The organism is Thiohalobacter thiocyanaticus (assembly GCF_002356355.1).
Taxonomy (GTDB): domain Bacteria; phylum Pseudomonadota; class Gammaproteobacteria; order Thiohalobacterales; family Thiohalobacteraceae; genus Thiohalobacter; species Thiohalobacter thiocyanaticus_A.
Genome location: NZ_AP018052.1, coordinates 2,531,014 through 2,548,462, shown reverse-complemented (window position 1 = coordinate 2,548,462; position 17,449 = coordinate 2,531,014). Strand labels below are relative to the sequence as shown.

General features: G+C 65.8%; 13 protein-coding genes. 6 read left to right on the top strand and 7 right to left on the bottom strand.

The window, feature by feature from the left end:
* Complete coding sequence (locus tag CFK21_RS11785) at positions 1-1,158, bottom strand: HD domain-containing phosphohydrolase (protein WP_096366844.1); 1,158 nt, start codon at positions 1,156-1,158, stop codon at positions 1-3.
* Between the two features lie 453 nt (positions 1,159-1,611).
* The gene (locus CFK21_RS11780) at positions 1,612-2,787 is read right to left on the bottom strand and encodes an NAD(P)/FAD-dependent oxidoreductase (RefSeq protein ID WP_096366843.1); all 1,176 of its coding nucleotides are present in this window, start codon (positions 2,785-2,787) and stop codon (positions 1,612-1,614) included.
* 155 nt (positions 2,788-2,942) lie between these two features.
* On the opposite strand from CFK21_RS11780, the gene CFK21_RS11775 reads away from it, so the two are divergent.
* On the top strand, positions 2,943-3,464 hold the full coding sequence (locus tag CFK21_RS11775) for a Slp family lipoprotein (RefSeq protein ID WP_157745647.1): 522 nt from the start codon (positions 2,943-2,945) through the stop codon (positions 3,462-3,464).
* Between the two features lie 28 nt (positions 3,465-3,492).
* On the opposite strand, the gene CFK21_RS11770 is transcribed toward CFK21_RS11775, so the two are convergent.
* Positions 3,493-4,599 (bottom strand): cytochrome-c peroxidase, encoded by a 1,107-nt coding sequence (locus CFK21_RS11770; protein WP_096366841.1) that lies wholly within the window; start codon positions 4,597-4,599, stop codon positions 3,493-3,495.
* 139 nt (positions 4,600-4,738) lie between these two features.
* Here CFK21_RS11770 and CFK21_RS11765 point away from each other — a divergent pair, with 139 nt between their 5' ends.
* The 3 genes from CFK21_RS11765 to CFK21_RS11755 all read left to right on the top strand — a co-directional run bounded on the left by CFK21_RS11765 (position 4,739) and on the right by CFK21_RS11755 (position 10,031).
* Complete coding sequence (locus CFK21_RS11765; RefSeq protein ID WP_096367600.1) at positions 4,739-5,518, top strand: ADP-ribosylglycohydrolase family protein; 780 nt, start codon at positions 4,739-4,741, stop codon at positions 5,516-5,518.
* Between the two features lie 313 nt (positions 5,519-5,831).
* The gene (locus CFK21_RS11760; protein WP_096366840.1) at positions 5,832-7,475 is read left to right on the top strand and encodes a proton-conducting transporter transmembrane domain-containing protein; all 1,644 of its coding nucleotides are present in this window, start codon (positions 5,832-5,834) and stop codon (positions 7,473-7,475) included.
* 45 nt (positions 7,476-7,520) lie between these two features.
* Positions 7,521-10,031 (top strand): YbcC family protein, encoded by a 2,511-nt coding sequence (locus CFK21_RS11755; protein WP_096366839.1) that lies wholly within the window; start codon positions 7,521-7,523, stop codon positions 10,029-10,031.
* A gap of 87 nt (positions 10,032-10,118) precedes the next feature.
* Here the strand turns inward: CFK21_RS11755 and CFK21_RS11750 are convergent, their stop codons facing one another.
* The 4 genes from CFK21_RS11750 to CFK21_RS11735 all read right to left on the bottom strand — a co-directional run bounded on the left by CFK21_RS11750 (position 10,119) and on the right by CFK21_RS11735 (position 15,637).
* A complete protein-coding gene (locus CFK21_RS11750; protein ID WP_096366838.1) occupies positions 10,119-10,430 on the bottom strand; it encodes a hypothetical protein in 312 nt (103 codons plus the stop codon).
* A 212-nt stretch (positions 10,431-10,642) separates the two neighbouring features.
* Entirely contained in the window at positions 10,643-11,935 is a 1,293-nt protein-coding gene (locus tag CFK21_RS11745) for a glycosyltransferase (RefSeq protein ID WP_096366837.1), read from the bottom strand.
* Between the two features lie 148 nt (positions 11,936-12,083).
* Positions 12,084-14,327 (bottom strand): hypothetical protein, encoded by a 2,244-nt coding sequence (locus tag CFK21_RS11740; RefSeq protein ID WP_096366836.1) that lies wholly within the window; start codon positions 14,325-14,327, stop codon positions 12,084-12,086.
* 392 nt (positions 14,328-14,719) lie between these two features.
* Positions 14,720-15,637, bottom strand: coding sequence for a LysR family transcriptional regulator (locus CFK21_RS11735; protein ID WP_096366835.1), 918 nt, complete (start codon positions 15,635-15,637; stop codon positions 14,720-14,722).
* Between the two features lie 131 nt (positions 15,638-15,768).
* Here CFK21_RS11735 and CFK21_RS11730 point away from each other — a divergent pair, with 131 nt between their 5' ends.
* Together CFK21_RS11730 and CFK21_RS11725 are read left to right on the top strand one after the other, a co-directional pair.
* Positions 15,769-16,395 carry an FMN-dependent NADH-azoreductase gene (locus CFK21_RS11730; RefSeq protein WP_096366834.1) on the top strand — a complete coding sequence of 209 codons (627 nt, stop codon included), beginning with the start codon at positions 15,769-15,771 and terminating at the stop codon, positions 16,393-16,395.
* A gap of 182 nt (positions 16,396-16,577) precedes the next feature.
* Positions 16,578-17,435, top strand: coding sequence for a pirin family protein (locus tag CFK21_RS11725; RefSeq protein WP_096366833.1), 858 nt, complete (start codon positions 16,578-16,580; stop codon positions 17,433-17,435).
* Positions 17,436-17,449: the final 14 nt, after the last annotated feature.

Sequence of the window (17,449 nt, the reverse complement as noted above, 5' to 3'; positions counted from 1 at the left end):
TCACTGATCCGTGGTGTCATTCAGCTGCATTTCGATCTCGTCGATAAGCTCCAGCTGGTTGTTGAAGGCCTCGACGCAGACCGGATCGAAATGCTTCCCGGACTGCTCGTTTATGAAATCGACCGCTTTCTGCCGCTCCCATGCCGGTTTGTAGGGGCGGGTCGATCGGAGCGCATCGTATACGTCGGCAACGGCGACGATCCGGGCCGCCAGCGGAATATCCTCGCCGCTGAGACCGTAAGGATAGCCGGTTCCGTCAAATTTTTCATGGTGGCTGAGCGCGATGACTGCGCCGAGCTGGATGAAGCGGGAATCGCTGTCAGCCAGTATGCCATGGCCGATCACCGTATGCTGTTTCATCCATTCCCACTCCTGTGGGGTGAGTTTCCCTGATTTGAGCAGGATGTGATCGGGGATTCCGATCTTGCCGATATCATGCATCGGCGAGGCGTACTCGATTTCGTCACAGTCCGCCTTGGAGAGGCCGAGATGCTCGGCGATGGCGCGGCTGTACCTGGCGATGCGCAGAATGTGGTTGCCGGTGTCCTCGTCCCGGTATTCGCCCGCCTTGGCCAGCCGCAGCAGGGTTTCACGTTCCCGTGCGATTATCCGGCGGGTGGCCAACTCCACCTGCGTCTGCAGCCAGTCTGCCCGATCCTGAATGATGGTCTGCTGTCTGCGGATGGTCAGCAGATTGCGGCAGCGGCTGCGGCATTCGTATTGATCCAGCGGCCGGGTCAGAAAATCCGTCGCCCCGGCGTTGAGTGCTTCGTATCGGACGCTGCGGTCGCCGACCACCGTAATCATGACAATCGGGATATCACAGCAGCTGTTGATATTCCTGACGCGCCTGATGAACTCAACACCGTTCATCTGCGGCATACGGTAATCAGTGAGGATCAGATCGGGCGCGACATCATGAATCTGCTGCAGCGCCTCGTTCGGGTCGGAGAAGCTGGTGATCTCGATCTTGTCGTCGAGGGTGTGGACGATCCCTTCGAGGATCCGTCTGCCGATGGACTGGTCGTCCAGGATGAGGACGTGTTGTGATTTCTCGCCGGTCTGCGAGCTGCTGTCATGCCGGCGGTGAACCAGTCGCGGTTTCCTGTAACCGCGGGCTCTCCCGCCAGAACCGGCAATACTGCTTACAGTGTTCATTTCCTGTCCCCGCTGGCACGCAAAATGTGAATCAAAATTTTACGCCTATACGATAATTACGCCAGGTTTTCTGCAGGAAATACCCATTCATTGTCGTGGTTATCCTGCGTGGGTTGCATGCGGACTCGGAAGCCTGGTCGTGCGGCCTGTTCCAGTGTGAAACGCGCCGGGTTGTTCAAGGGAGACTGTCTCATTCCGGCTGCACTCAGCGGCTCCCGTGACCTTGATAATGCACCGTGTGGATTTATCGGCAGATTGTTGTCTTACATTAACATCCAATCGGTCTCAGTCATGGATGACGATGCCGGGATCGACGCCGGGGCGGTTGCGCGCAGTGTTGCGTCGGGATTGCAAGGGGGCGTGATGGTACAGGATGGAAAATCCCGCTTGATGTGGATGGGATGCGTAACCGCCCTGTCACTCTCGAGATGGATTGTCAGTCTTTCGCTGACTTCAGACGACCTGTCCCGCTGCCCAGCCCGAGGACCAGGCCCACTGGAAATTGTAGCCGCCCAGCCAGCCGGTGACATCCACCACCTCGCCGACGAAATACAGGCCGGCTACCCGTTTCGATTCCAGGGTTTTCGATGACAGTTCGTCGCAGTCCACGCCGCCCACGGTGACCTCTGCCGTGCGGTAGCCTTCGGTGCCGTTGGGTCTGAGCTGCCAGTGCTGCAGAGATTCGGCGATGGCCTCGAACCGGCGATGTGAGAGCGACTGCAGGGGTTGATCGGCCGATTCCGTCCCGAGCATGGCACTGATCAGGCGTTTCGGTAGCCATTCGCTCAGTACGGTTTTCAGGTGACTGTTGGGTTGTGCTGCCTGCCGTGTCTTCAGCCAGGCGGCCGCATCCAGATCGGGCAGCAGGTTGATGCTGACCGCCTCGCCCGGCTGCCAGTAAGAGGACATCTGCAGGATCGCCGGCCCGCTCAGGCCGCGGTGGGTGAACAGGAGGTTTTCCCGAAACGTGATGCGGGCATTGCTGACCTGGCTGTCCACGGCGATGCCGGCGAGTTCGGCGAAGCGCGCCTTGTCGCCCGGCTGCAGGGTAAAGGGCACCAGGCCGGGGCGGGTCGGGACAATGCGGTGGCCGAACTGCCCGGCCACCTGGTAGCCGAAGGGACTGGCACACATCCGCGGGATGGACAGGCCGCCGGTGGCGATGACGCAGGCCCCGGCCTTGAACATCCCCTTCGAGCTATCGATAGTGAAGCCTGCATCGGTCTTGTCGATGCGATCAATGGCGCAGTTCAGCCGGATCTCGACCCCTGCCTTCCGGCATTCGTTCAGCAGCATGTCGAGGATGTCGCGGGCGCTGTCATTGCAGAACAGCTGGCCGTGATCCCGCTCGTGCCAGGGGATGCCGTAACGGTCGACCAGGGCGATGAAGTCCCACTGGGTGTAGCGGCTGAGCGCCGATTTGCAGAAATGCGGGTTGTCGGAGATGTAGTTGTCGGCGCTGACGTCCAGGTTGGTGAAGTTGCAGCGTCCGCCGCCGGACATGAGGATCTTCTTCCCGGCCCTGTTGGCATGATCGAGTACCACTACCCGGCGCCCGCGTCTGCCCGCCTCGGCGGCGCACATGAGTCCGGCGGCGCTGGCGCCGATGATGACGACATCTGTCTGCATGGTCAGGAAGGAGTGTCGAGGCCTGTCTGCGGTGGGGCGTGAGGATATCAGCCCGGTCGGATCGGGGCGAGTCTGCGCTGTTGCCAGGCCCGGGGCATGTCTTACACTTGCTGTATCAAGCCGGCGATCCGCCGGTACGGCTGATGGAGTCCGTCATGCAGCGATTTTTCCTTTCGGTGTTGCCGGGTATCGCCTTGTTGTTGAGCGGCTGTGTGAGCATGCCGCCCGATCTGGCGGCGGGCGGCCCCTACCGGGACATTACGCCGGACGAGGCCGGTGACGGTCGCTCCGACGGGCAACGGGTACGCTGGGGCGGGCTCGTGGTGCAGGCCGTGCCCCAGGATGGAATGACCTGTTTCGACATGGTGGGGCTTGCCCTGGACCGGGTGGGCGAGCCGCTGGACAGTGATCGCTCCAGCGGTCGCTTCCGGGCCTGTGCCAGTGGCTTCTACGATCCGGCCATTTACAGCAGCGGCCGGCATGTCACCTTCACCGGCCGCATCGAGGGAACCGCCACCCAGCGCATCGGCGAGGCCGAATTCAGTCTGCCGCGGCTGCGGGCCGATCAGGTCCATCTGTGGCCCCGACGCCGGGAAATCCAGTATGTGCCGTATCCCGCCCCCTATTACTGGGATCCGTTCTACGACCCGTACTGGCGCTACCGGCGCCTGGAGTAGGGGTGTACCCTCCCCGGACCCGCGCGGTTCAGTGTGCGCCGCCCGTGACCGGCGTGACGGTGTCGCGGATGACCGACTCGCCGCTGCGCGAGGGCAGGCGCGGCAGTTGCATGGCCGGGAATTCGCCGGTCAGGGCCTCGAGAAAGGCGAGGATGTCATCGACCTGCTGTTCGCTCAGCTGCTTGTTGAGCTGTGTCTCACCCATGATCAGCACTGCCTCGCGCAGGCTGTTCACCGCGCCGTTGTGGAAGTAGGGGGCGGTGAGGGTGATGTTGCGCAGGGTCGGCACCTTGTACATGTACTTGTCCGCGTCCTTGCCGGTGACCTGGTGGCGGCCGGTATCCGCCAGCAGCTGGTATTTCTCCACATAAGCGCTGTCGGCGAACAGGGGGAACTTCTGGTAGAAGCCGCTGCCTTCGGGCAGCTCGGGCTGCGGGCCATTGAAGGCCGGACCGCCGTGGCAGGCAGTGCAGCCGACCTCGTTGAAGGTGCGCATGCCGCGAATCTGCTGCTCGCTCATGGCGCCTTCCTCGCCCTTGACGTGGCGGTCGTAGGGGCTGTTCGGGGTGATCAGGGTGCGTTCGAAGGCGGCCACGGCGCGTGCGGCATTGTCGACGGTGACCGGATTCTCGTCCTCGGGGAAGGCCTGCTTGAACAGTTCCTGGTAGCCCGGGATCGAGGCCACCACGTTGAGGGCGACCTGCAGCTCCTTCACGCCCATTTCCACGTCGGCCAGCACCGGTCCCTTGGCCTGTTCCTCCAGGTTCTTCGCCCGGCCGTCCCAGAACTGGACCGAGGCGAAGGCCGAGTTCCACACCGTCGGCGAGTTGCGCGGTCCGGTCTTGCCATGCACGCCCATGGAGGTCGGGCGGCCGTCGTCACCGCCTTCCATGACATTGTGGCAGGTGTTGCAGGAAACGGTGCCGGTGGCCGAATAGCGGGGATCGAAGAACAGCTTCCGGCCCAGGTCGACCTTGGCCGGCGTGGTCGGGTTGTGGCTCGGGGAGGGCGGTTCTTCCGGCAGGGGTTTCCAGTCGTAGGCGGCGGCGCTGCCGGTGCCGAGCAGGGCGGCGAGGGCGGCAGCGGCAACGAGCGGTCTGCGCCGGATGCCGGCAAGGGGCTGGAAAACGACCATGTTGACTCTCCTTCTGGATCGGGATTGATGTACAGAGATTTGCATATAATTTAATGCTTATGGACGCGGGAATCCATGATCCAGGGCAAGGACGGGGGCGTTGTCCGGCCGGCCGGACCGACAGGAGGTGGCAGGCAGCATGATCGGCGCCATTGCCGGAGACATCATCGGTTCGGTCTACGAGGCCGCGCCGATCAAGACCACGGAGTTTCCCCTGTTCGGGCCGGGCAGCCGCTTTACCGACGACAGCGTGATGAGCGTGGCCGTGGCTGCGGCTATCCTCGACAATCGTCTGTACGCGCAGGCGCTGCGCCACTATGGCCGGCGTTACCCTGACGCCGGCTATGGCGGCAACTTCCACCAGTGGCTGTTCTCGCCCGATCCCAGCCCCTATCACAGCTTCGGCAACGGCTCGGCCATGCGGGTGAGCCCGGTGGGTTACGCCTGTGACAGAATCGAGACGGTGCTGGCCGAGGCCGCACGTTCGGCCCGCTGCACCCACGACCACCCCGAGGGCATCAGGGGCGCACAGGCCGTGGCGCTGGCCGTGTTCCTGGCGCGCCGGGGCATGGACAAGACGGCTGTCCGCGACGAGATCGAGCGCAGATCCGGCTACGATCTTCGCCGCCGCCTGGCACAGATCCGCCCGATCTATCGCTTCGATGTTTCCTGTCAGGGCTCGGTGCCGGAGGCGATCATCTGCTTTCTGGAATCCGCGGACTGGGAATCGGCCGTGCGCAATGCCGTCTCGCTGGGTGGTGACAGCGACACCCAGGCCTGTATCGCCGGCGGCATCGCCGAGGCCTTTTATGGTCCGGTGCCGGTGACGGTGCGCGAGCAGGTGAAGGCTTACCTCACCGGGGAACTGTGGGAGGTGGCCGCGCGTTTCCACCGCCGCTTTGTACTGCATAGTGACTGAAGCCTGTATCCCGCCTCTTCACTGAGCCCTTGCACGCGCCAGACAACCGCTCCCGTTATCTCAGCCCAGGCGGGAATCCGGATGCCTGTGCAGCCGCTGGATCCCGGCCGGCGCCGCGGCGACGGAAATGAATATAACCGGAAATTGAATATTCGATGCTGAATTCCATCGATACGGGATGGAATTTATTCATCAGTCAAATCGCATGATATGCATTGCCAATTGCAATTATATTTTTCCCCGCCGGTAGGCTAGCTTGATCCCACAAGGTGTTATGCGACTTTGCAGGTCCTGACCGGACCGGGGAGGCATAATGGTGTGGGATACCCTGTTGTCACCGGGGATGTTGATTCTGGTTTCCCCGCTGATGCTCGGCATTGTCGGGTTGCTGCCGGATCGTCTGGCCAATGACTGTCCGCTGCGGATGAGCCGGCTGGTCCAGGGCGCGGCCCTGTCCGGCATCCTGGTGGTTGTGGTCCTGTTGTTCGCAACACTGACGCAACCGTCCGATGTTACGACCTATCGCCTGTTCAGTATGCAGGATGGCGCCGCCTGGGCGAGTACCTTTTCGGTGATGGTGGACAGCCTGAGTCTGACCATCCTGGCACTGGTGGCACTGCTTACTGCGCTGGTGGCGCGTTTCAGTACCCAGTATCTGCTGGGCGATGCCCGCCACGGCAGCTTCTTCCGCTGGCTGGCGTTGACGGCGGGCGCCTTCATGCTGGTGGTGATCGCAGGCGACCTGCTCACCTTCGCACTGGCCATCATCCTGACCGGCACCGGTCTGAACCGGCTGCTGACCTATTACAGTCAGCGCCAGCCGGCACGCATGGTGGCGCACAAGAAGCTGCTGTTCAGCCGTGGGGCCGACGCCTGTCTGCTGGCCGCGGCGCTGTTGCTGGGCTTCGGTATGGGCACTCTGTCGTTCGAGGCCCTTGCCGCCGCCGTGACGGCCGGCGATGTCACGCTGAACTGGCAGCTGCACCTGGCCGCCTGGCTCATCGTCGGCTATGCGGTGCTCAAGACCGGTCAGTTCCCCTTTCACGGCTGGCTGCTGCAGGTGATGGAGGCGCCGACCCCGGTATCCGCGCTGCTGCACGCCGGCATCGTCTACAGCGGCCCCATCCTGGTGCTGCGGACCCACGAACTGCTGTTGGCCGAGGGTGCTGCCCTGGTGCTGCTGCTGCTGGTCGGCCTGGTGACCGTGACCCTGGCCTCGCTGGCCATGCTCACCCAGACGGCGATCAAGAGCTCGCTGGCCTGGTCCACCGCCGGTCAGTTGGGCTTCATGCTGGTGGAGTTGGGCCTGGGCCTGTTCGTGCTGGCCCTGTTGCACCTGTTGGCGCACTCCTTGTACAAGGCGCATGCCTTTTTGTCCTCCGGCAGCATTGTCGATCTGCTGCGCGCGCCGGCGCCGCCCGCCCGCCAGGCGTTGACCGCGGGGCACTGGTTCATCGTGCTCGTGGCCGGCGGTTTCGTCAGCTTCGGGATTGCCGCCCTGTGGGGGGTCACGCCGGCCGGGGAGCCGGCCCTGCTGGCGCTGGGCACCATTCTCAGCGTGGCTTTGGCACAACTCCTGGCCGCCGGCCGGAGTCTGGGGCTCGGACCGGCGCTGTGGCTGCGCCTGGGCGGGCTGTCGGCGCTGGTGGCTGCGCTGTATTTCGCCCTGCACAGTCTGTTCGCTCATGTTTACGCCGATGTGCTCAGTCCGATTCCCGCCACTGCGAGTTCGCTTGAGTACGCCCTGATCGGGCTGGTGGCGGTAGCCTTTCTCGGGCTGTCCTTCATGCAGACGGTGCTCATTCCGCGCAGCACGGCGCCCTGGCTGCAGCGTCTGTACGTGCATCTGTACAACGGGCTGTATATCGATCTGCCGGTGGAGCGCCTGGTCTATCGCATCTGGCCGGCCCGCTTCCGCGGTTCGCGTAAACGGGGCGCGGGTGCCGTCTGGCAGTGATTGAGCGGCTGCGAATCTGAATCCTCTGCACAGGAGTCTGGAGCCATGACGAATCTGAACCTGGGCATCGACATTGACACCGCTGCGCCGGAGACCTCCGACATCAATCCCCTCATCGATGCGGTGTGCAATCGCATCCCGCCGTTCTGGCCCCTGGATGCGATGGTGGCGACCAACCCCTACCTGGGCTATGTGGAGCGGCCGTTCGAGCAGGCGGCGGAGTACCACCTGCGCATCCTGGGTCGCCGCCTGAGCGCGCCACGGGACTGGTACCGACGCCAGTGCGAAGCCGGGCGGATCACGCAGGCGGATCTGCAGCAGGCCCTGACGGAAATGGATTCCCGCCTCGGTCTGGAGCAACTGCAGCGTGCGCTGCGCGAACCCGAGCCGCCGGCATGCGCCCCGCTGCTGTATTCCAGTCTGCTGGACGAACGTTACCGCCCCGCCCAGTCGCGTTATGTCATTCAGCAGATCAGCCAGTTCTGCGCGGCCTGGTATGACCAGGGACAGGCCCTGTGGCGCATGCCGCGTTTCGGCGACGGTCTGTATGCTGCCTGGCGTGCCTATTTGCGTATCGATCGCAGTCCCGCCTGGATGGAGATTTCGGATGTGGAGGCGCCGCTGGCCGCGCTGCCGGAGACTGCGCGCGAGGCCATCCCCGCGGCCCTGCAGCAACTCGGGGTGCCGGCAGACAGGTACCAGGACTTTCTCACCCTGGTGCTGACCTGCATCGGCGGCTGGGCCAGCTATCTGCGCGCCCGCCGCTGGGAAGCGGAACTGGCGGGCGGCACGGATGACGACATTGTCGAGTTGCTGGCCATCCGCCTGGTCTGGGAATTGATCCTGCTCAGCAATGACGACCGGCCCGAGCGGGTCGAGCAGTGGCGCCAGTCGTTGTGCTGCTGGCCCCAACAGCTGGCGTCGGCGCAGGCACGCGCGCTGGAGACCGACCTGCTGCTGCAGCGGGCGCTGGAGATCGGCTACCAGCGCCGGATCGTCGCCGGTCTGCGTCACGCCCCTGCGACCGCACCCCATACCGGAACGGTGCGACCGCTGGCCCTGGCCGCCTTCTGCATCGATGTGCGCTCCGAGGTGTTCCGGCGGGCACTGGAGACCGCCGATGCGGATATCCATACCCAGGGCTTTGCCGGCTTTTTCGGCGTCATGGCCCGCTACCGGCCGTTGGGGGCGCACTACCCCCGGAATCATCTGCCGGTGCTGCTGCCGGCCCGCTACGAGGTCTGCGAGACAGCCGGTGACGGCGGCGGCGCGGACACGGCGGCACTGGGTTCCCGACGTCGGCTGGCGCTGGGACTGGGCAAGGCCTGGAAGCAGTTCAAGCTCTCCGCCAGTTCCTGTTTCTCCTTTGTCGAGACCGCCGGTCTGCTGCTGTATGCCCCCCGGTTGATCAGCGACTCCCTGGGCTGGACCGCGCCGGTGTCTGCGCCCGAGTCGGCCGGGCTGTCGGCCCGGGAGCGGGCCCGGCTCGGTCCTGATCTGGATGCGCGGGATCAGGACGGCGCTACCGGTATCCCGGCCGGGGACCGGCCCGGGGCGGCCGCGTTCATTCTCGATGCCATGGGCCTGGTGGCGCCCTTTCCGCGCCTGGTGCTGCTGGCCGGACACGGTAGCAGCAGCGTGAATAACCCCCAGCGGGCGGGTCTGGACTGCGGCGCCTGCGCCGGCCAGACCGGCGCGGCCAGCGTGCGCATGGCCGCGGCGCTGCTCAATGATGCCGACGTGCGCGCGGCCCTGCGGGAACAGGGCAGGCAGATCCCGGATGACACCTGGTTCCTGCCGGCCCTGCACGACACGACCACCGATGCGGTGAGCCTGCTGGACCGGGAACGGGTGCCGACGAGCCTCGCGGATGATCTGGCGCGGCTGGAGCGGGCACTGGACCAGGCAGGCGCCCTGTGCCGGGCCGAACGCCTGGCCTGGCTGGTGACGCAGGTGCCGGACACGGAGGCCGAACGCCGGCGTACAGTGGAACAGCGCAGCCGCGACTGGTCGCAGGTGCGCCCCGAATGGGGCCTGGCCGGCAATGCCGCCTTCATCGCCGCGCCGCGCACGCGCACCGCGCACCTGTCACTGGAGGGCCGTGCCTTCCTGCACGAATACGACTGGACCCGCGATCAGGACTTTCAGGTGCTGAAGCTGATCATGACCGCGCCCATGGTGGTGGCGAACTGGATCAACCTGCAGTACTACGGCTCGGTGGTCGATCCCGAGCACCTGGGGGCGGGCAACAAGGTGCTGCACAACGTGGTGGGCGGGCGCCTCGGTGTGCTGGAGGGCAACGGCGGCGATCTGCGCATCGGCCTGGCGCTGCAGTCGCTGCACGATGGCCGCGACTGGGTGCACGAGCCGCTGCGCCTGAGCGTGTTCATCGAGGCGCCGCAGGCGGCCATGGAGCAGGTGCTGGCGGATAACCCCAACGTCGCCGCGCTGGTGGACAACGGCTGGCTGTACCTGTTCCGCATCGATCCGGAGCAGGGCGTGTTCCGCCGCAGCCGCGGCGGCGAGTGGCTGCCCGCGGCCTCAGCGGCCGTGTAGGTCGGGTTAGCGCAGCGTAACCCGACAGCGCCGCGGAAGTGTCGGGTTACGCCCTTTCGGGCTAACCCGACCTACGTGCTGTGGCCCTCAGTCCCTGCGACTGAGGATCAGGCCCATGGGGCCGATCAGCTGATCGTCCTTCCGCTCGAATACCAGGTTGCCGTGCGGGCCGTGGACGATGACATTGTTGTCGTCGATCTCGTATTCACCGGCGACCCGGGTGCCCATGGCGTTCATGTAGACGGTGCCGTCGGAGTCGAATTCGTACTCCATGATGCCCATCTCGTCGGCGTACTTGCCAGACAGGCCGGAGCCGCAGGCGGTGAGCAGAAACAGCATTGGAACCAGGAGCGTCAGCGCCGGCCGGCGCAGGGTGCGGGTGAGACGGGCATGCAGCATGGGCGGTTTCCTTTGCGGTGGCTGTACCGGAGGTCACTGCAAGTATAGTCCCCGTCTGCGCGGAGTTCTGACTCCCACTCAGGTCGCACGCCTGCGCAGGTCGGGTCAGCCCGGCAGGGCATAACCCGACGCGGACTCCCTGTGTCGGGTTACGCTGCGCTGATCCGACCTGTGCTCAGGCTGCGACCGGCCGGCGGCGAAACCCGGCCGGCTCATTGCGGCCTGTGCTTGTCGTCGGACCAGTAGTCGCTCAGTGCCCCGTCACCGGCCCGGGTCAGGCTGCGCAGGATGTCCCACTCGGCCTTGATGCGGGCACGGACCTGCTCCCAGGCCGATTCCTCCTCGCGCGTGTGTTCGGGATGCTGCCGGCGCAGATGCGCGAAGCACTCCAGGGCGTTGTCGGCGGAGCGGTCCATGGAGAACGCCCTCGCCGTTGCCTGCGCCGCGTCGTTCAACTGCCGGCGCTGTTCCGGGCTGCGTTCGTGCACCCATGCCAGTGCGGTACAGAAATCATCCGCATTTTCCTCCCGCAGCAGCCGGCCGTTGTGCCGGTCGCGCACCACCTCGCGCGCGCCGGAGGCATCCAGTGCCACTACCGGCAGGCCGGCGGCCATGGCCTCGGTCAGCACCATGCCCTGGGTCTCGCTGTGCGAGGCGAAGCCGAACACATCCATGGCGGATAATGCATCCGCCAGGTCGCGCCCCTGCTGTGTGCCCAGGATCTGCAGCCGGTCGGCGCAGCCGGCGCGGCTGAAGGTTTCACGGATGGCGGGCTCGGACGTACCGGTGCCCACCACGACGAACCAGGCATTGTTGCGGGTGCGGACGAATTCGGCCACCGCGCGGGCGAGGAATTCCAGATTCTTCTCCGGCGCCAGCCGGCCCAGGTGCCCGACCACGAACGCGTCCTCCGGAATGTCCTGACGCTCTCGGAAGGCGGCGCGATCCCCGTTGGCGAAATCCGCCACCTCCACCCCGGTGGGTACCACCCGCACCGGCACGGTCACGCCGCGGGCATGCAGCAGGTCGCGCACGCTTTCACTGGGGGCGAACACCTGGTCGGCCAGGTTGGCGTAGTGGGTGGCCAGCTCGATGACGAAACGCCTGAGCAGGGGCGAGTCGCCCGGTACGTAATGGGTGTACTGCTCATACAGGGTGTGATGGGTGAACACCAGCGGCCGCTGCAGGTAACGCGCCATGCGTACCGCGGTCATGCCGAGCAGAAAGGGGTGTTGGGAATGGACGACATCGGGCGCGAATGTCTCCAGCGCCTCGCTCAGGCCGGCGGGAATGGGCAGGGCAACGGAGAAGTCGCTGGCGTTGAAGTTCTGGATCGCCGGCACCCGGATGACGTCGGTTTCCGCTTCCGGCATGTTCTTGAACTCGGGGGCGACCGTCAGCACCCGGTGGCCGCGCTGGCGGTAGTGGCGGGTGAAGGCCTGCACCGAACGGGCCACGCCGCCGACGTGGGGGGTGAAGGTGTTGGTGAAGATGACGATGTTCATGACATGAAGGCTACGCGGCTCAGTGGATCCCATGGGCAGGCAATACGTGATTCCGTCATCCCGGCGCAGGCCGGGATCCAGAAGCCGCCGCGGGTATCGGATTCCGGCCTGCGCCGGAATGACATCGAAGGGCTATGTGCGACCATAACTATGCAGGCTTCGAAAGTATAAAACTGCGGGTGGTGTCATTCACTTCGACCGGCGCAAAGCCCGGCAGCCGTGCCTCGATGACGGGCGCGGCGGCGTGCCAGTCGGCCTGCCAGTCCAGTTGGACGTCGCCCCCCGGCTGCGGGGTGAGTTGCACCGAGACGCGGCCGAAGCGCGTCGGTGCCGGGCCGAAGCGTACCGGCTGTGTCTGCTCCAGCCAGCGTGCGGGGACCCCGCTGGCCAGGATCAGTCTGTCGTCTTCCTCGCGCACGAAGGCGTTGCGCAGCATCAGCACCCATTCGGCGCTGGCCCAGACATGGTGGCCGTCGCCCATGCAGCCGCCGCCGGTGCGCGGATGGATGGCCTCGGGCCACTGACCGGTGGGGCTGGCCAGTTCCGCCACCGTGTCCATCAGTTCGAGATAGCGGGGATCGCCCGCCCGCAGCAGGATCTGCGCCACGTGCAGGGTGAGATAGGCATTGAGTCCGGAATGGATCATGTCCTGGAAGAAGGCGCCGTTCACAAAACAGTTAGCCAGCAGGAACTCGACGCAGTCCAGCAGCCGGGGGTCGTCCGCGGCGCACTGCTGCAGCGGATAGCCGACGGCGAGCGAGCCGATGGCGCCGGCGTCCAGGCGCCGGTAGGGGGAGGCGGGCATGGCCGGGCGGCCGAGGCGCTCGGCGCAGCCGGTCAGGCTGCGGTCGATGGCGGCGGAGAAGTCCTCGGCGTCCGCGGCGCTGGTGCGGGCCGCCTCCGGCTCGGCATCGGCCAGCAGTTCGGCGGCGGCCCGCAGTCCGGCCACTCCCCAGAAATCGTCCCAGTAGTAATAGTCGTTCGGGCCCAGGTGCTCGGCACTGAAGCCGGCCGGCAGCAGCCCGGCATGGGGCGAAGCGGGTGTGGCCGGCAGGCGTTTGCGGGTGATCCAGCGGGCGCCGCGCGCAATGGGGTTGTGCCAGTGCGTGCCCAGGCGTCTGCCGGTGAGTTGCTCAAACCGGCGCAGAATCCACAGGACTTCGCCGTTGGCGTCCCATTCGCCTTCCTGCGAGCGGAAGTAACCGCGTGCGGTCTGGCGCGGCGGGAAGCGCTCCAGGGCGCGTTCGGCGCGTTCATCCAGGCCCAGGCACAGCAGGGCGTGAATGATGAAGGCGGCATCGCGGAACCAGAAGCGCTTGTAGGTATAGGGGCCGGGATAGACGTCATCCGGCGAGTGCAGCAGCAGCGAGGCGACGGCGGCGTCGTACAGGAACTGGTAGCGCGGTTCGGGGCAGTCCAGTCGGCAGGTCTTTTCGCGCAGCGCGGGCCAGGCATTGCGCAGCAGGGGCCGTTCCTGTTTCAGGGGGATGCGCACCTGCAGCCGGGTCGTGTCGGCCTGGCCGATGGGGAACAGGGCGGCGGCGGTGAGCATGCCCAGTTCGCAGCGTCCGCCGGGCTGGTCATCCTGGTCCTGCAGGTGGATGTAGACATCGCCGGCGCGGTAGTCGGAGACGTGATGACGTTCGGCCGGGGCGCTGAACTCGATCTCCCGTTCACCGTCGACGTTCCAGCGGCGGCGGTCGTCGGACAGCGTCAGCTCGTGCACGAAGCTGATGCCTTCCGGGTTGTAGGGGCGCAGCGAGACCACCAGCCAGGCGGGCGTGGTGCTGGCGGCCTCCAGATCCAGTTCGCAAACCGGCTGGCCGGAGGCATCGAGCACCACCCGCGAAGTGCTGTGCAGGGACAGGCCGTCCTGGTAGGTGCGGGTGTGGATGGCCGGTTCCGGTTCGAGCGTCTGGTGCTGCTCGCAGGCGGCGACACGCGAGGGCAGCAGGGCGCGGCCGTCGCTGTCCAGCAGCACCCAGGCATCCAGCGAGGGGCCGTCATAGTCCGGCGTGAGCAGGCCGCGCGGATCCACCAGCGGCAGCGCCTCGGCGTCGGGATAGCCGATGGCGGTCCAGTTGCGATGGGTGAGATTGATGTGCGAGACGGAGAAGGCGCGCGGGATGAAGGCCGGATCGTGCGGATCGAACTGGCGCTCGATCCAGTAGGGCCAGACCCAGTCCAGGTTGTGCTGGATCACCTTGCTGTTGATCAGACCGCGGGCGTGGAATACCACGCCGGCGCGCAGCAGTTCCACCGGCTCGCCCACCTCGGAGGGCTGGGCGAAGCTGCGCAGCCGTGCCATCAACTCGATGGGGTCGAGAAACCCCTGGCTGCGGGCGGCGCGGCGCAGGATGAAGCGCAGGGGCAGCCATTTGGTCCAGCTCACGGCGACTCCTTAGGTTACGGGGGAAAAGGCCATTGTCGCGGAAAAGCGGCGGCCGTTAAACCGCGGCCCGGTATAACTGCAGGCTGTATGCGGGTTATAGCTGTGGGGCGGCATAAACGCAAAGGACGCAGAGGCGCGGAGACGCAGAGTCATGCAAATAATGATTGATGCTTGCGGGTCTACTGACGGTTTTCCCGTCATCCCGGTCTGCGCTGGAATGACACTATGAGCCCGGTAGGATGGGTGGAGCGCAGCGCAACCCATCGCGGCGCGGCAAACGATGGGTTGCGGCGCAGCAGGCGCCTTCACCCATCCTACGCCTTCAGGCAGCGTTCCCATCGCTGCACGGCGCGGTAAATGATGGGTTACGGCGCATTGCGCCTCCACCCATCCTACGCCTTCAGACAATGCTCCCAGTAGGGCTCGCCGGCGAAGCGCTCGACCAGGAAATCGACGAAGGCGCGCACCCGCTGGGACAGGTGCCGTGTCTGCGGGTAGACGGCGTAGGCGTGTACGCCCTGCCATTCATGGTCGATGAGCAGCGGCACCAGCTGGCCGGCCTCGATGGCCCGGTAGCAGATGAACAGCGGTTGCAGCACGATGCCGTGGCCGTCCACCGCGGCCCGGTGCAGAAAGTCGCCGTTGTTGGCCTGCAGGGCCGCGCTGACCCGGACCTCGCCTGGATGTCCCTGCGGATCACGGTAGCGCCACAGGCCGGGGTCGGGCAGGTGGGTGTAGAGCAGGCAGCGGTGCAGTGCCAGTTCCTGCGGGCTGGCGGGGCTGCCATGGGCATCGAGATAGGCGGGGCTGGCCGCCAGCACGCTGCGGATGGGTGCAATGGGGCGGGCGATCAGGCTGGAGTCGGGCAGTTCGGCGATGCGGACGGCCACATCGAAGCTCTCCTGCAGGATGTCCACCTGACGGTCATTGAAATCGAGATCGAAACGGATTTCGGGGTGCATGCGGATGAAGTCGTTGACCGCGGGCGTCAGGTGCAGCAGCCCGAAGCTCAAGGGGGCGGCCACCCGCAGACTGCCGGACAGGGCGCCGTGCTCGCTGGACACCGCGAGTTCGGTCTCCTGCAGGTCGGCGAGCAGACGCACGGCGCGTTCGTACAGGCTGCGGCCGGTGTCGGTGAGGTCCATGCGCCGGGTGGTGCGGCGGAACAGCTGCACGCCCAGGTGCTGTTCCAGTTCGGTCAGGCGGCGGCTGACCGCGGACTTGGCTACCTGACGGCGTTCGGCCGCGCCGCTGATGCTGCCGGCCTCGACCACGCGCACAAAGTTTTCCAGGGCCTCGAAACGGTCCATGCAATTGTTCCTTATTCGAGAATAATCTATTCGTAATAATAGTATTTATTCTGAATAATTCAACAGATAGGCTGATCACATGCCGTCCGGACAGGCCGGGCGACCGCCGCAAACACAGGAGGCAGTCAGCCATGAATCACACGACCAACGCTCTCAATGTTCTCACCGTCACCGCCAGCGCCCGTCAGCAGGGCTCGGTCAGCCGGGGGCTGGTCGCGCACCTGCTGGACAGGCTGCGCGCGCATCATCCCGATCTGCAGCTGCGTGAACGGGATGTGTCCGCGGGGCTGCCGGTGGTGGACGCGGACTGGATCGGGGCCAGCTATACCCCGGCGGAACAGCGCGATGCCGCGCAGCGTGCGGCATTGGCACAGTCGGATGCGCTGGTGCGGGAACTGCAGGACGCGGATGTCCTGGTGATCGGCACACCGATCTACAATTTCTCCATTCCCGCCAGTCTCAAGGCCTGGATCGACCAGGTGGCGCGTGTCGGCGAGACCTTCCGTTACACCGAGTCCGGCCCGCAGGGGCTGCTGCGGGGCAGGCAGGCCTTCCTGCTGCTGGCCAGCGGCGGTACCCCCGTGGGCAGCGACATCGACTTTGCCAGCGGCTATCTGCGGCAGGTGCTGGGGTTTCTGGGGATCGAGGACGTGACGGTCATTGCGGCCGATCGCATCATGCAGCAGCAGGATGAGGCGGTGGCAGCGGCGCAGCGGCGGATTGCGGAGACGGCCGCGGCGCTTCGTGCGGCCGCATGAGTCAGCGGCGCTGACATGGAGAGTGTGCCTGCCGGAGTCCGGGCCTCACCCCCTCCTCAATCCTCCCCCATCAAGAGGGAGGAAGCGGGTCTCCCCGCCCGTTGAAGGAGGGTGTTATTGGACGGTACCTCCGGGCCATCCCGGCATCGGCAGGAAGTAACGGCTATACAAGGAGAACAGCGATGACCTATCGCGAAGTCAGACAACTCATTCCGGCGCAGGAGATCACCGAAGGCGCGGGCGTGACCGTGCGCCGCACCCTGGGTACGCCGGCGCGGCGCAATCTGGATCCCTTCCTGCTGCTGGATCATTTCAGCAGCGACAATCCCGACGACTACATCGCCGGCTTTCCGGACCATCCGCACCGGGGCTTCGTCACCTTCACCTATATGCTGGACGGGCACATGCTGCACCGCGACAGCATGGGCAACCAGGGCGACCTGCAATCCGGCGGCGCCCAGTGGATGAAGGCCGCCGGCGGGGTGATCCATTCGGAGATGCCGCAGCAGTCCGCCGGGCTGATGCGCGGCTTCCAACTCTGGATCAATCTGCCGGCCAGCGACAAGCTGAGTGCGCCGGCCTACCAGGAATTCAGCGCCGCCGCCTTCCCGGTGCACCGGGAGCCGGGGCTGGAGGTGAAGGTGCTGAGCGGCGAGCACGCCGGCCTGTGCGGGCCGGTGGAGGATCCGCATACCCGGGTGCAGTACCTGGACGTGTCACTGGAGCCCGGCCGGCGCTTCGAGCATGATCTGCCGGTGACGCATACCGCCTTCCTTCATGTGTTCGAGGGGGCGGTCGAAGTGGCCGGCACCGGCGTGCCTGCACACAGTCTGGCGGTGCTGGACACGGGCGAGCGGGTGGGCGTGACGGCCGGTGAGGCGGGTGCGCGCCTGATCCTGGTGGCGGGACAACCGATCGGCGAGCCCATTGCGCAGTACGGCCCCTTCGTCATGAACACCCAGGACGAGATCCATCAGGCCATGCGCGATTACCGCGACGGGCGGTTGGTACAGCAGCGGGCGGATGTGATCCGCGACTGATCGGCAATGTCTGG

What these genes read in the sequence shown, in the direction of transcription:
- CFK21_RS11785 (WP_096366844.1), bottom strand. Translation starts at nt 1,158, where the DNA reads ATGAACACTGTAAGCAGTATTGCCGGTTCTGGCGGGAGAGCCCGCGGT.
- CFK21_RS11780 (WP_096366843.1), bottom strand. Translation starts at nt 2,787, where the DNA reads ATGCAGACAGATGTCGTCATCATCGGCGCCAGCGCCGCCGGACTCATG.
- CFK21_RS11775 (WP_157745647.1), top strand. Translation starts at nt 2,943, where the DNA reads ATGCAGCGATTTTTCCTTTCGGTGTTGCCGGGTATCGCCTTGTTGTTG.
- CFK21_RS11770 (WP_096366841.1), bottom strand. Translation starts at nt 4,599, where the DNA reads ATGGTCGTTTTCCAGCCCCTTGCCGGCATCCGGCGCAGACCGCTCGTT.
- CFK21_RS11765 (WP_096367600.1), top strand. Translation starts at nt 4,739, where the DNA reads ATGATCGGCGCCATTGCCGGAGACATCATCGGTTCGGTCTACGAGGCC.
- CFK21_RS11760 (WP_096366840.1), top strand. Translation starts at nt 5,832, where the DNA reads ATGGTGTGGGATACCCTGTTGTCACCGGGGATGTTGATTCTGGTTTCC.
- CFK21_RS11755 (WP_096366839.1), top strand. Translation starts at nt 7,521, where the DNA reads ATGACGAATCTGAACCTGGGCATCGACATTGACACCGCTGCGCCGGAG.
- CFK21_RS11750 (WP_096366838.1), bottom strand. Translation starts at nt 10,430, where the DNA reads ATGCTGCATGCCCGTCTCACCCGCACCCTGCGCCGGCCGGCGCTGACG.
- CFK21_RS11745 (WP_096366837.1), bottom strand. Translation starts at nt 11,935, where the DNA reads ATGAACATCGTCATCTTCACCAACACCTTCACCCCCCACGTCGGCGGC.
- CFK21_RS11735 (WP_096366835.1), bottom strand. Translation starts at nt 15,637, where the DNA reads ATGGACCGTTTCGAGGCCCTGGAAAACTTTGTGCGCGTGGTCGAGGCC.
- CFK21_RS11730 (WP_096366834.1), top strand. Translation starts at nt 15,769, where the DNA reads ATGAATCACACGACCAACGCTCTCAATGTTCTCACCGTCACCGCCAGC.
- CFK21_RS11725 (WP_096366833.1), top strand. Translation starts at nt 16,578, where the DNA reads ATGACCTATCGCGAAGTCAGACAACTCATTCCGGCGCAGGAGATCACC.